General features: G+C 62.4%; 14 protein-coding genes. 11 read left to right on the top strand and 3 right to left on the bottom strand.

Annotated elements, in window-relative coordinates; genetic code table 11:
- Nucleotides 1-31 precede the first annotated feature (31 nt).
- From BM186_RS19420 to BM186_RS19390, 7 genes are all read left to right on the top strand, one after another.
- Nucleotides 32-1,684, top strand: coding sequence for a hypothetical protein (locus BM186_RS19420; RefSeq protein ID WP_139228021.1), 1,653 nt, complete (start codon nt 32-34; stop codon nt 1,682-1,684).
- Nucleotides 1,685-1,686: 2 nt separating this feature from the next.
- A complete protein-coding gene (locus BM186_RS19415; RefSeq protein WP_074917524.1) occupies nt 1,687-2,130 on the top strand; it encodes a hypothetical protein in 444 nt (147 codons plus the stop codon).
- 1 nt (nt 2,131) lies between these two features.
- A complete protein-coding gene (locus tag BM186_RS19410; protein WP_074917522.1) occupies nt 2,132-2,623 on the top strand; it encodes a hypothetical protein in 492 nt (163 codons plus the stop codon).
- A 256-nt stretch (nt 2,624-2,879) separates the two neighbouring features.
- Nucleotides 2,880-3,545, top strand: a complete 666-nt coding sequence (locus BM186_RS19405; RefSeq protein WP_074917518.1) for a fumarylacetoacetate hydrolase family protein — start codon at nt 2,880-2,882, stop codon at nt 3,543-3,545.
- An 83-nt stretch (nt 3,546-3,628) separates the two neighbouring features.
- Nucleotides 3,629-4,537, top strand: a complete 909-nt coding sequence (locus tag BM186_RS19400; protein WP_074917615.1) for an SdiA-regulated domain-containing protein — start codon at nt 3,629-3,631, stop codon at nt 4,535-4,537.
- Between the two features lie 101 nt (nt 4,538-4,638).
- Entirely contained in the window at nt 4,639-4,986 is a 348-nt protein-coding gene (locus BM186_RS19395; protein WP_072424846.1) for a NirD/YgiW/YdeI family stress tolerance protein, read from the top strand.
- 71 nt (nt 4,987-5,057) lie between these two features.
- Nucleotides 5,058-5,972: an SdiA-regulated domain-containing protein gene (locus BM186_RS19390; RefSeq protein WP_074917515.1), complete on the top strand. Its 915-nt coding sequence runs from the start codon at nt 5,058-5,060 to the stop codon at nt 5,970-5,972.
- Here the strand turns inward: BM186_RS19390 and BM186_RS19385 are convergent.
- Together BM186_RS19385 and cadR are read right to left on the bottom strand one after the other, a co-directional pair.
- Nucleotides 5,969-6,304, bottom strand: a complete 336-nt coding sequence (locus BM186_RS19385) for a YegP family protein (protein WP_072424848.1) — start codon at nt 6,302-6,304, stop codon at nt 5,969-5,971. The two genes, BM186_RS19390 and BM186_RS19385, sit on opposite strands and share 4 nt — an antisense overlap.
- A 60-nt stretch (nt 6,305-6,364) precedes the next feature.
- The gene (gene cadR, locus BM186_RS19380; RefSeq protein WP_072424849.1) at nt 6,365-6,817 is read right to left on the bottom strand and encodes a Cd(II)/Pb(II)-responsive transcriptional regulator; all 453 of its coding nucleotides are present in this window, start codon (nt 6,815-6,817) and stop codon (nt 6,365-6,367) included.
- A gap of 79 nt (nt 6,818-6,896) precedes the next feature.
- Between cadR and BM186_RS19375 the strand changes: the two genes are divergently transcribed.
- Entirely contained in the window at nt 6,897-9,116 is a 2,220-nt protein-coding gene (locus tag BM186_RS19375) for a heavy metal translocating P-type ATPase (RefSeq protein ID WP_074917512.1), read from the top strand.
- An 11-nt stretch (nt 9,117-9,127) separates the two neighbouring features.
- Nucleotides 9,128-9,463, top strand: coding sequence for a DUF3703 domain-containing protein (locus BM186_RS19370; protein ID WP_074917510.1), 336 nt, complete (start codon nt 9,128-9,130; stop codon nt 9,461-9,463).
- Nucleotides 9,464-9,546: 83 nt separating this feature from the next.
- On the opposite strand, the gene rpiA is transcribed toward BM186_RS19370, so the two are convergent.
- Nucleotides 9,547-10,218, bottom strand: a complete 672-nt coding sequence (gene rpiA / locus BM186_RS19365; protein WP_072424852.1) for a ribose-5-phosphate isomerase RpiA — start codon at nt 10,216-10,218, stop codon at nt 9,547-9,549.
- A 191-nt stretch (nt 10,219-10,409) separates the two neighbouring features.
- On the opposite strand from rpiA, the gene ilvA reads away from it, so the two are divergent.
- Both ilvA and BM186_RS19355 read left to right on the top strand, forming a co-directional pair.
- Nucleotides 10,410-11,924 carry a threonine ammonia-lyase, biosynthetic gene (ilvA, locus tag BM186_RS19360; RefSeq protein WP_072424853.1) on the top strand — a complete coding sequence of 505 codons (1,515 nt, stop codon included), beginning with the start codon at nt 10,410-10,412 and terminating at the stop codon, nt 11,922-11,924.
- A 71-nt stretch (nt 11,925-11,995) separates the two neighbouring features.
- A complete protein-coding gene (locus tag BM186_RS19355) occupies nt 11,996-12,436 on the top strand; it encodes a DUF2269 family protein (protein ID WP_074917508.1) in 441 nt (146 codons plus the stop codon).
- The last annotated feature ends 121 nt before the right edge of the window (nt 12,437-12,557 follow it).

Raw genomic sequence — 12,557 nt, 5'->3', positions numbered from 1 at the left:
TCGGCTTCTGGGCTGGCCGTGGCATGGACTCATGTCCCTGCCTGCTGCGGCTGGAGAGGTCAGGGTCGGCGTGGAATTGGCTAACGGCAGCCAACACCTGTTGGCGCCTGCCTATTGGGAGAATATGGTCAGCCCCTCTGCCTTTGCGCTGCCGGGTGATGTTGTTCGTTTTCGTGACCCGAGAGCCGGGGAACTGGAGCGTACCGAGGCTGAGCAATCAGCTGATGCAGCCGCTGGCATGACCTGGCTGCCGGAGGTATTGCTAAGCCCCGTAGCTCGCGTTCTCTATGGCCAGCGCCTCAACAGCGCAAGCTGGATCGTCCACGGGGGCGAGCGCAACTGGTTGGTGCGCATGGTATCTGGCATTTCCCAGCTGAGGTTGAATAGCCTGGTTTTTGGGCGCGACAGAAGTGCGCTTGAAGCAGTCCATGTGACCATGACGCTGGTCGGTAGCTACGCTCCAAACCAGTTCCCTCTGGGCACGTATGGATATGTAGTGGTGGACGCTATGCCGGACGGCACCCGTGCGCTTGTCGCTACGTACTTACGCAATCCCCAGTCCGTCAATGACGATCCCGCGTGGTTCGCGCCGTGCCGGATTCCCCTTGTTGAGCTATGGGAGCTGCGGCTATCGCAGGTAGAGGGCGAATGGAGTGGGGAGTACGAATGCATCTGCACCCCCGCACAGGTGATCGGCACGGCAAGCAATCCAGCCCGGCCTGCTTGGCGGCAACTATCTGCTGCGATGGCAGTGCGCTGGGAGCAGACAGCCAGCGGCCCGGCTGAGTGGACAGGGATCGGAGGGGAAGATGGCGGTTCTCTGTCAGTGGGCAACACCCCCTCCTACCTGGACCAGGAACCAGGCGGTTGGAGCTACCGGGAGTCCGGCCGACTGGTTGGGGCGTACTACGATGACGCCGGTAATGTGGCAGAGATTCGTGTGGCGATAACTGTCGAGGATACGTTCGGCGCGGCGCTGGACAGTTCTATGTCGTCATCCCCAGCAGTTACACGCCATAACCCATATGGGCACCCAGGCGGGCATGAACTGATCACGCCCGGCAACTATCAGCTGAACGCTAGCTACTCCAGCTCTTCAAGCTCTATCACGACCATTCGGTTGCTGGACGCCGGGGTTGAAACCAGCCGAGTGGTTATGTCCGTACAGGCCAGTATGAGCGCGAGCTACCAGGCCAGTTTGGCACTGGTGGCCGGGCCTGCTAACGGTGCAGTCGAGGAGCGCTCATCATCGTCATCTAACTCGGCGTCACGCACCGAAACGATCCTGCTAGATGGAGTCGAGGTTTTTTCATCGAGCGTATCAAGCAGCGCCCCAGGCGCCGAAAGCGTCGCGGTTGGGGGCAGTTATGCAGGGCGCGGTATCAGGACGAACTGGGTCACATGGCAACCCGTAATCCTGGCAGGAACTACGGAGCCTGAGCTTGTTGGCCGAGCATTCGAGATCGTCCCTATGCGCTACAGCTCGCAAATGGTTGCGCTGGCCGTGCGTGATAAGCGGCCAGGGGTAAGCGACCGAACCACCATCGGCAAGGTCGCCACACGCGGCGGCATAGCGCCGGGCTCAGTTTCTCGAAGTGGAGCACTTAACCATCTGTTCGGCTCGCACAACCCCATAACCGGGCAAAACGTGCGGGACGCCATCAATCCTGTTTGCTGGGTGTGACTATGAAATTCGTCAATCACTGGGCCTATGTTCTAGGCGCCGACTTGCCAGCGGGCGGTACGGCTCTTCCGATCCCCAATCCCGCGCTAGCACGACTTGGGCTAGCGAATGGGGACCGCTGTACGTTGGTCATTACCGGCAGTTTTAATCCGCTATCGCAAGTTGCCGAGGTCATCGTAGCCGTCGGGACCACTGGCGGTAGCGTCAATTTGGTGCGCGGAGCCGAAGGCACCGTAGCGCAATCCTGGCCTGCTGGGGCGTTGGTCTACGCGCCGGTCACTGCGGGACATATGACGGGTATTCAAAACCAGCTAGCCAGTTTGCTCAGCCGCATTGAGGCATTGGAGCATGGCGGCGGTGGAGATATGCCCGAAGGAGCCCTGGTCGATGGCCTGGGTAACTACCTGGTCGACGGCCAGGGTAACTATCTTGTGAAGGAGGCCTGAAATGGCTGGCGACAACGTAACGCACATCATCGAAGGGAGCGGCCCACCTGCCACTGTCCCTAGCGCGCTGCAACTCCACTACATCGACGTGGACACACGACGGCTCTATATGTCGGTTGGCACAAGCCATGAGGGTGACTGGGTACAACTGGCCCCGGTCCCTTTGCACGAGAGCGATACAAATGACGCCATCGGGCTTTGGCGTGATGTTGTACTGGACTGGCAACCGCCCGCGATGTTTGAGGAGTTGCAGATCACCATAGATGAGTTCTTCTACGGCGGGCACCGCGCTGACATAACGCTCCGGTTCGACGGCGCGGCTGGGCTGCTGTTCGGAGGTGTTCTCGGGCGCCCGGTCATGTGCAACCTGCCGGTCTCTCGGCCTTACCCTAACGGGGCGCAGGTCGAAATGCCTGCCGGTAGCTCATTCATTCAGGTGCGCGGAACTGCGAGCGGCCTCACCATCGATATCCGCCCGATGGCAGCGGTCTGAGGGGGGGCGTATGCCAATCAGAGTGCAAAACGCTCGACCTGCGGCGCGGCCAGCCTGTGCCAAACATAGCGCAAGGCAGTGCCAAATCTGCCGCGCGCTTACACCTGAAAGCTACTGCGCTCCGCCATGCTGCGTTGGCGAAGTCGGGAAAAATGCTCATTGGCACCAGCCAACTCCGCTTTTTCCCGACCCCGCCGCCTTGCCTGACCTAGGCTCGTGACGCTTTCGAATGTGAATCTGATTTGGAGAGGCAACGATGAGCTATCAGCACCAGTACGTCGACGGAACCACCGTCCACTTCCCCCTCGGCAAGGTCGTTTGCATTGGCCGCAACTACGCCGAGCATGCCAAGGAACTGAATAACCCGGTGCCCAGCGAACCCTTGCTGTTCATCAAACCGGGTTCCTGTGTGGTGCCGCTCGATGGCGGTTTTGCCATTCCTGAAGAGCGTGGCTCGGTGCATTACGAGGCGGAGATCGCCGTGCTGATCGGCAAGCCGCTGTCGAAGAAACCGGACGCTGAGGAAGTGCGTGATGCCATCAGCGGCTTCGCCCCGGCGCTGGATCTGACTCTGCGCGACGTGCAGGCCAAGCTCAAGGAGAAGGGCTATCCCTGGGAAATCGCCAAGAGTTTCGACGGCGCCTGCGTGCTGGCGCCCTTCGTGCCCGGCGATGCCATCGAGGACCTGGCCGATATCGGCATTCGCCTGGTGATCAACGGTGAAACCCGCCAGGACGGCAACAGCCGCGACATGCTCAACCCCATCGTCAGCATGATCCAGCACATGGCCGGGCACTTCGCCTTGCAGCCGGGGGACGTGATCCTCACCGGCACGCCCGTCGGTGTTGGTGCGCTGAGCAAGGGCGATGAGTTGGTGCTGGAGTTGGTCGGTCACAGTAGTTTCACCAGTACCGTGCTATAAGCTCTGACCGCTGCCTCTTCAGGCGGCGGAACTCTTCCAGACATCGGATGTCGGATCGCCATCAAGCAGCCGAGCCGTCGCCGATGCCTTCCCTCCGTTCCCGCCCCCGTTACTGGTTGTCCGGCATAGCCGTGCTCGCCGTGATCACGGTCGTAAAAACCCTGCATCTGGATGATCGCGTCCTGTTCTGGTGGCAGGAGGGGCATACGCCGTTGGTCGAGCGCCTGTCCAGCGTCTGGCTGCCTGGCTACCGTGCGGTGATTCAGGCCAAGGCGTTGTCTGGCCTGGAACGAGATGAAACCTCGGGGCTGACCTACAACCCGGTAACCGGCACTCTCTTCACCGTCACGGGTAAGAATCCCCTGCTGGTGGAACTCTCGCGTGAGGGTGAGGTGTTGCGGCGTATTCAGTTGAAGGGCTTCTCCGATCCGGAAGCGGTGGAAATGATGGACAACGGGCGCATGGCCATCGTCGATGAGCGTCGACGTCAGCTCACCACCTTTATCCTGCATGACGATGACCTGGAGCTGGATGCGGCCGATTTCCCCGGCTTCGACCTGGGCTTTGCCGAATCGGGTAACAAGGGCTTCGAAGCCGTTGCCTGGGATGCGCGCAGCAGCAGCCTGATGCTGGGCAAGGAGCGTAGCCCGATGGGCTTGTTCAGCCTGCCTTTTCCTGGCGAGGATGGTGCTGCTGGCGTGATGCAGCCTTTCAACTACGGCAATCTGGGAATGCGCGATATTTCTTCGCTGAGTATCGATTCGCGTACCGGTCACGCACTGGTGCTGTCGGATGAGTCGCGCATGCTGCTGGAGCTGGATCGTAGCGGTCACCCGGTCAGCTTTCTCAGCCTTACCGGCGGTCTCAACGGTCTGGAACAAGGCATCAAGCAGGCCGAGGGCGTGACCATGGACGAAGAAGGCAATATCTATATCGTCGCCGAGCCCAATCTTTTTTACGTCTTCAGCAAGGCGCAGCCGGATCCCAGTTGAGTGGAGTGGCGGATTCAGTTTGGCTTAAGCCGCGATTCAGTCTGGCTTCAGCTAGCGGCACTAATCTGAGCCCGTCACTTACGAACAACGAGGTTCACACCATGAAACGTACCGCTCTCGCTCTGATGGTTCTGCCGCTGCTCAGCTCCGCTGCTTTCGCCACCGGTTACACCGGCCCTGGCGCCACCCCGCAGGTCACCACCGTGGCTGCTGCACTGGAGGCTGCTGACGACACCCATGTTGTTCTGGAAGGTCAGATCGTCAAGCGCCTGCAGGACGAACTCTACGAGTTCAAGGACGCCACCGGCACCATCCAGGTCGAAATCGACGACGAAGACTGGCCGGGCCAGAAAGTCTCTGAAACCGCCAAGGTGCGCCTGACCGGTGAAGTCGACAAGGACTTCAACAGCCGCGAGATCGATGTCGATCGCGTCGAGCTGATCAACTGATCGCGATTTCACCGCTGCCCGCCACGCTAAGCCCGTGGCGGGCTTTTCTGTGGTAGTCAGAGAAATTCATCATGCGTCGTTTGCTCTCCATAAACCCCTGGCTCTATCTGCTGTTCTTCGTCTTGTTGCTTGGCGCCGTGTTGGGCCAGCAGTATCGGCTGTTCGAGCGAGCCTGGTTCTCCGTGCAGGAGTGGCAGCATGGTGCGCAGTGGCGCGATCAGTCGCTGTGGCTGGGCGACTACCGCGTGGTGATCGAAGCCAAGCCCATTGCCGATATCAGCGATGTGTCGGCGCTGACCTATGATCCGGATCGCCGCAGCCTGTTCAGCGTCACCAACAAGCCGGCCAAGGTGATCGAGATCAGCCTGCAGGGCGAACTCAAGCGCACCATCGATCTCGAAGGTTTTGGTGATCCCGAGGCCATCGAATATGTGGCGCCCGGCACCTATGTGATTGCCGATGAGCGCGAGCAGCGCCTGGTCAAGGTGCGCATCGACGATGCCACGCGCGCGCTTGATGCAGCCGACTTCCAGCAACTTTCCCTGGGTATCGGGCGCAACGGTAACAAGGGCTTTGAGGGTTTGGCCTACGATGCGAAGAATCAGCGTCTGCTGGTGGCCAAGGAGCGCGATCCGGTGCGCATCTTCGAGGTGCTCGGCTTCCCTCATGTCGACGAAAGCAAGCCACTGGCGCTGCAGGTCAATACCGATCCAAAGCGCGATGCGCGCTTGTTCGTGCGCGACCTTTCCAGTCTCGACTTCGATACGGCGACCGGCCATCTGTTGGCGTTGTCGGATGAGTCGCGCCTGGTGATCGAACTCAATGCCGAAGGCAAACCGATCAGTACATTGTCGCTGTTACGTGGCCAGCATGGCCTGCAGCGCAGCGTGCCGCAGGCCGAGGGGGTGGCGACGGATGACGACGGCAACCTGTACCTGATCAGTGAGCCGAACCTGTTCTATGTGTTCAGGAAGCAGGGCGACTAACTCGTCTGGTCGTCGATCACCGCGCTCGGTGCATTTTTTTGCACCGACTCGATGCCGCTCTTGCAGCTGGCGGCGCTGGCATACATCTGGCTTTGCCCGACCACCTGGCCGTTGGTGGCCATGAGCAGGAAGTAGTGTTTGTCGTTGCTCGAGGTCTTGGTCTCGAAGGCGCCCTCGCGTTGTGAGTTCTTCCTCACCGACTCGATGCCGTTAAGCGCCGAGTCCTTGGCTTTGTACATCTCACTGCTGAGGATGACCTGGCCATTGGTCGCCAGCAGGTTGAAGTGGAACTGGCCGTCTTTGGCCTTCTTCAGCTCGAACTTTCCAGACATGTTCATTTCTCCCCGAGCACTCGGCGGTATGCCGCAGCGATGTTCAGCAAGCGTAGTTCATCAATGCGAGTGGCTCTTGCCGACATGGGTATGGCCATCGTCCGGTAGCGGTTGCACACCGCCGCTGACGTTGAGCTGGCGCAGGATGCCGCAGTCTTCCGCCTCCTTGGGGCCGTTGCAACGGTCGCGCAACTCGGTGAGTTGATCACGTAGCGCCTGCAGACTGTCGATGCGCGCCTGAACATGCTCGATATGTTCGTCCACCAGGCTGTTGATGCCGGCGCAGCTCTCGTGGGGCAAGTCGCGCAGGGCCAGCAGTCGTTGAATCTCTTCCAGGGTCATGTCCAGCGTCCGGCAATTGCGGATGAACACCAGACGTTCCAGATGCTGGGCGCCGTACAGGCGGTAGTTGCCTTCGCTACGTGCGGGCGCCGGCAGCAGACCTTCGCGTTCGTAGTAGCGTACGGTCTCTACCTGGCAGCCGGCCTTTTTCGCCAATTCTCCGATTTTCATGGGATCGCTCCGTGAGTGCTTGACCCTATAGTGACTACAGGGTGTGTACTCGGCAACAGAGACCTGACGGAGATTTGCCATGAGCCGCTGCTGCGATCACTCGCACCAACAGCCACCTGCTCACCCTGAGCATGCCCACGATCACACTGGACACAATCACGAGGCCGTGCCGCAGCCAGCGGACGCTGCGCTGACGGGCGCGTGCAATACCCGTATACGCATCGAGCAGATGGATTGCCCCACGGAAGAGCGCCTGATTCGCGACGCGCTGGGTCGCCTGCCTGGCGTGGCCGGTCTGCATTTCAATCTGCTGCAGCGCGTGCTCACCGTCAGCCATGACGAAGGCATGCTGGCGCAGGTGCTGCCGGCCATCCGCGCGCTGGGGTTCACCCCGCAGGTCGAAGATGATCGCACTGCGCAGCAGCCGGCTGCTGCACCGGCGAAAAAGCCCTGGTGGCCACTGGTACTGGCTGGTGGGGTGGCAACCGCTTCGGAAGTCGTGCATTTCGCCGGGCTTGGCCCCGACTGGCTGGTGGCACTGCTCGCCGTTGCCGCCATTCTGATGTGCGGGCTGAACACCTACAAGAAGGGCTGGATCGCCCTGAAGAACCGCAACCTCAATATCAATGCCCTGATGAGCATCGCCGTGACCGGCGCGGTGCTGATCGGCCAGTGGCCGGAAGCGGCGATGGTGATGGTCCTGTTCACCCTGGCCGAATTGATCGAGGCGCGTTCGCTGGATCGGGCGCGTAATGCCATACGCGGGCTGATGGATCTGGCGCCACCGCGCGCTACCGTGCAGCAGGCCGATGGCAGTTGGCAGGAGCTCGACGTGCAGGCTATCAGGCTGGGCGCGGTGGTGCGGGTGCGTCCTGGCGAGCGCATCAGCCTCGATGGTGAGGTGGTCGGCGGCAGCTCGACGGTCAATCAGGCGCCGATCACCGGGGAAAGCCTGCCGGTGGAAAAACGTGTGGGCGACTCGGTGTTCGCTGGCACCATCAATGAGGCGGGCTCGCTGGAGTTTCGCGTTACGGCGGCTGCGCGTGACACCACGCTGGCGCGCATCATCCATGCGGTGGAGGAGGCACAGGGCTCGCGCGCGCCGACTCAGCGCTTCGTCGACCGGTTCTCGCGCATCTATACCCCGGTGGTCTTCGCCTTCGCCCTGGCGGTCGCCGTGCTGCCGCCGCTGGTCATCGGTGGCGCCTGGCTCGACTGGGTCTACCGCGCCCTGGTGCTGCTGGTGGTGGCCTGCCCCTGTGCGCTGGTGATTTCCACGCCGGTGACCATCGTCAGCGGCCTGGCGGCCGCCGCACGCAAGGGCATCCTGATCAAGGGCGGCGTCTATCTGGAGAACGGCCGGCACCTGGCTCTGCTGGCGCTGGACAAAACCGGCACGCTGACCCATGGCAAACCGGTGCAGACCGACAGCCTCCACTTGCTGGAAGTGGATGAACCGCTGCACGTCGCCTGGGCGGCGAGCCTGGCCGCGCGCTCGGATCACCCGGTTTCCAGGGCGTTGGCCCAGCGTGGCGAAGAGCAGGGGCAGGCGTTGCACGGTGTCGAGGATTTCGAGGCACTGCCAGGGCGGGGTAGCAAAGGTCGGATCGAGGGCACGCTTCTCTATATAGGTAACCACCGCCTGGTCGAAGACCTCGGACTCTGCTCGGCGCAACTGGAGCAGCGCCTCGAGGCACTGGAGCGCCAGGGCAAGAGCGTGGTGGTGCTGTGCGACGAACAGCGCGCGCTGATGCTCTTCGCCGTGGCCGACACGGTGCGCCAGAGCAGTCGCGAGGCGGTCGCCGAACTTCACGAACTGGGTGTACGCACCTGCATGCTCAGCGGTGACAACGCCCATACCGCCGCGGCCATTGCCGAACAGGTCGGTGTCGACGAGGCACGCGGCGACCTGTTGCCAGCCGACAAGCTGGCCTGGGTCGAGGCGCGTCAGGCACAGGGCAGGGTGGTCGGCATGGTCGGCGACGGCATCAACGATGCGCCAGCCCTGGCCAAGGCCGAGATCGGCTTTGCCATGGGCGCCGCCGGCACCGACACGGCCATCGAGACGGCAGATGTCGCACTGATGGACGACGATTTGCGCAAGATTCCGGCCTTCGTTCGCCTGTCGCGGCAGACCCACGCCATCCTGGTACAGAACATCGTCCTGGCCCTGGGCATCAAGGCGACCTTCCTGGCCCTGACCCTGGCAGGCGAGGCGACCATGTGGATGGCGGTGTTCGCCGATATGGGCGTGAGCCTGATGGTGGTGTTCAACGGCCTGCGCCTGCTGCGCAAATGAAGGAGGGCGATATGAACATGAAACTGCAAGCCGCCATCGACGAGGCTTTCGCTCAGGCGCAACAAGAACTGCGTGCTCGCCGCAGCGCCGAAGCATTGGTCTGGCTGGAGCGGGCGCACATCCTTACCCAGCGTCGCCCATGGCTACATGCACGTTCACATTACTTGATGCTGTGGGCCGGCTGGCAACAAGGGGATATGCGTGAGGTGCTTGGGCAAATGCCGCGCATCCTGGCGGCGCTGCTGTTCTCGCGCATCTGGGTGCCCATCGGCAACACCGGGCGGGCACGGGTCAGTGCCTTTCAACCCATGCCGATCAGCGAGGAACTGCGCCGCCTGCTCGAGTAGGCGGTGCATTGACAGGCTCCGTAGCCCGGATGAAATCCGGGACATTCCGCTGAGTCTGCCCCGGATTTCATCCGGGCTACGGTTTAACGCTTGAGCGTTTTCACGCCGTCGGCGGTGCCGAGCAGCAGCAGGTCGGCCGGGCGGGCGGCGAACAGGCCATTGGTGACCACACCGACGATGGCGTTGATGTCCGCTTCCAGCTTCACCGGGTCGGTGATCGACAGGTTATGTACATCGAGGATGACGTTGCCGTTATCGGTCAGCACGCCTTCGCGGTACACCGGGTCACCGCCCAGCTTCACCAGCTCGCGCGCCACATGGCTGCGCGCCATCGGAATGACTTCCACCGGCAGCGGGAAGGCGCCCAGCACCGGCACCAGCTTGCTGGCGTCGGCGATGCAGATGAAGGTCTTGGCCACGGCGGCGACGATCTTCTCGCGGGTCAGCGCCGCGCCGCCGCCTTTGATCAGGTGCAGGTGTTCGTCGCTTTCGTCGGCGCCATCGACGTAGAACTCCAGCTCGGCGGTGCTGTTGAGGTCGTAGACCGGGATGCCATGGCCCTTCAGGCGGGCTGCGGTGGCTTCGGAGCTGGCGACGGCGCCATCGAAGTCCATCTTGTGCTTGGCCAGTGCGTCGATGAAGAAGTTGGCGGTGGAGCCGGTACCGACGCCAACGATGCTCTTGCTGTCGAGGCGCGGGAGAATGTGGTCGACGGCGGCCTGGGCCACGGCCTGTTTCAGCTGATCCTGGTTCATCGCGGGGGAATGCCTGGGAAGGTGGGAGGACAAGGCGCGAATTATAGCCGCAAGTGACTTGCTATAGCCGTAAATGGCTTGATGACGGGAGGTGTCTGCCCCTAAAACCCGTGCGTTTCGTATGGTCGCCCGGCGCGGCGCTGGGGTAGACTCGGCAGTCCTCTCAAAGCCCGACCGCCTGCGAAATCGCCATGCTCGAACAGTACGTGAAGAAGATCCTCACCTCGCGCGTCTATGACGTCGCGGTGGAAACCCCGCTGCAACCCGCCCGCCAGCTCAGTGAGCGGCTGGGCAGCCAGATTTTGCTCAAGCGCGAAGATCTGCAGCCGGTGTACTCGTTCAAGATTCGTGGCGCCTACAACAAGCTGGCGCAACTGTCCCCTGAAGAACTGGCGCGCGGCGTGGTCACCGCCTCGGCTGGCAACCATGCACAGGGCCTGGCTCTCGCCGCCAAGCACCTGGGGGTGAAAGCGACCATCGTCATGCCGCGCACCACGCCGGAGCTGAAAGTGCAGGGCGTGCGTTCGCGGGGCGGCAAGGTGGTGCTGCACGGCGACGCCTTCCCCGAGGCGTTGGCGCATTCGCTGAAGCTGGTGGAAGAGAAGGGCTACACCTATATCCACCCTTACGACGACCCACTGGTGATCGCCGGCCAAGGCACCGTGGCCATGGAAGTGCTGCGCCAGCACCAGGGGCATATCGATGCCATCTTCGTGCCGGTCGGTGGCGGCGGCCTGATCGCCGGCATCGCGGCCTATGTGAAGTACCTGCGCCCGGAAATCAAGGTGATCGGCGTCGAGCCGGACGACTCCAACTGCCTGCAGCAGGCGATGGCGGCTGGCGAGCGTGTGGTGCTGCCGACGGTCGGGTTGTTCGCCGATGGCGTGGCAGTGGCGCAAATCGGCCAGCACACCTTCGATCTCTGCAAGCATCACGTCGATGAGGTGATCACCGTCAGCACCGACGAAATCTGCGCGGCGATCAAGGATATCTACGACGATACCCGCTCGATCACCGAGCCGGCCGGCGCCCTGGCCGTGGCCGGGATCAAGAAGTACGTCGAGCGCCAGGGCGCCAATGGCGAAGTGCTGGTGGGCATCGACTCCGGCGCCAACGTCAACTTCGACCGCCTGCGCCATGTGGCCGAGCGCGCCGAGCTGGGCGAGAAGCGCGAAGCGATCATCGCCGTGACCATCCCCGAGCAGCCGGGCAGCTTCAAGGCCTTCTGCGAGGCGGTGGGCAAGCGTCAGATCACCGAATTCAACTATCGCTATCACACCGACCGCGAAGCGCACATCTTCGTCGGTGTGCAGACCCATCCGGAGAATGACCCGCGCCAAGCGTTGGTCGAGGGCCTGCGCGCGCAGGGCTTTCCGGTGCTGGACCTGACCGATAACGAACTGGCCAAGCTGCATATCCGCCATATGGTAGGTGGCCATGCCGCCGGTGTCGGTGACGAGATGGTGCTGCGCTTCGAATTCCCCGAGCGGCCGGGTGCGCTGTTCAATTTCCTGCAGAAACTGGGCGGGCGCTGGAACATCTCGATGTTCCATTACCGCAATCACGGCGCTGCCGATGGTCGCGTACTGGCAGCGCTACAGGTGCCGGCGAACGAACGTCATCTGGTGCCGGCGGCGCTGGATGCCATCGGTTATCCCTACTGGGATGAAAGCGACAACCCGGCTTATCGCCTGTTTCTGGGCTGAACACGACCTTCGAACCCTAGGGCGGGTGTACGCCGCCCTGCGTAATCGCCTGATAATCAAGGAAGCCCCTGATGGAACACTACCTGCTGGTTCGCATCCTCCACAGCGCCCCAGGCGTGTTGCTGCTGCTCGGCCTGATCGCCCATGGCGTCATGCTGCTCAAAGCGCAGCGCGGTGGCGATGCAGCCGTGCTGGCGCGCAAGCTGCGCGTGACCCTGCTGTTCAGCTTCCCGGCATTCGCCGTGCTGGCGCTGAGCCTGCCGGTTACCGGCTACTGGCTGGTGGACACCGCCGGCTGGCCGCTGGGACAGACCTGGCTGCTGCTGGGCAGCATCCTCTATGTGCTGATGATGCTGCTCGGTTTGTTGCTGGCTGGTCGCCTGGCGGTCTGGCGTGCGCTGGGTGATACACCGGCGCCGACTTCGCTCAAGCGTCTGTGCCTGATCTATGCCGGGCTGATTCTGCTGCTCTTGATCGCCATCATGGCGCTGATGGGCGCCAAGCCGGTCTAAGCAGATCGGCGGGCTGCTCGCTTCGCTCGCGAGGCCGCCCTACGTCCGGCGACCGCACGTGGTTCTGGTACACGGCCTCAGCGTAGGGCGTACTCGGCTTTGGCTTCCTGCGTCGCTCTAC

The organism is Ectopseudomonas toyotomiensis (assembly GCF_900115695.1).
GTDB lineage: Bacteria > Pseudomonadota > Gammaproteobacteria > Pseudomonadales > Pseudomonadaceae > Aquipseudomonas > Aquipseudomonas toyotomiensis.
This window is presented reverse-complemented; position numbering and strand designations above follow the sequence as displayed.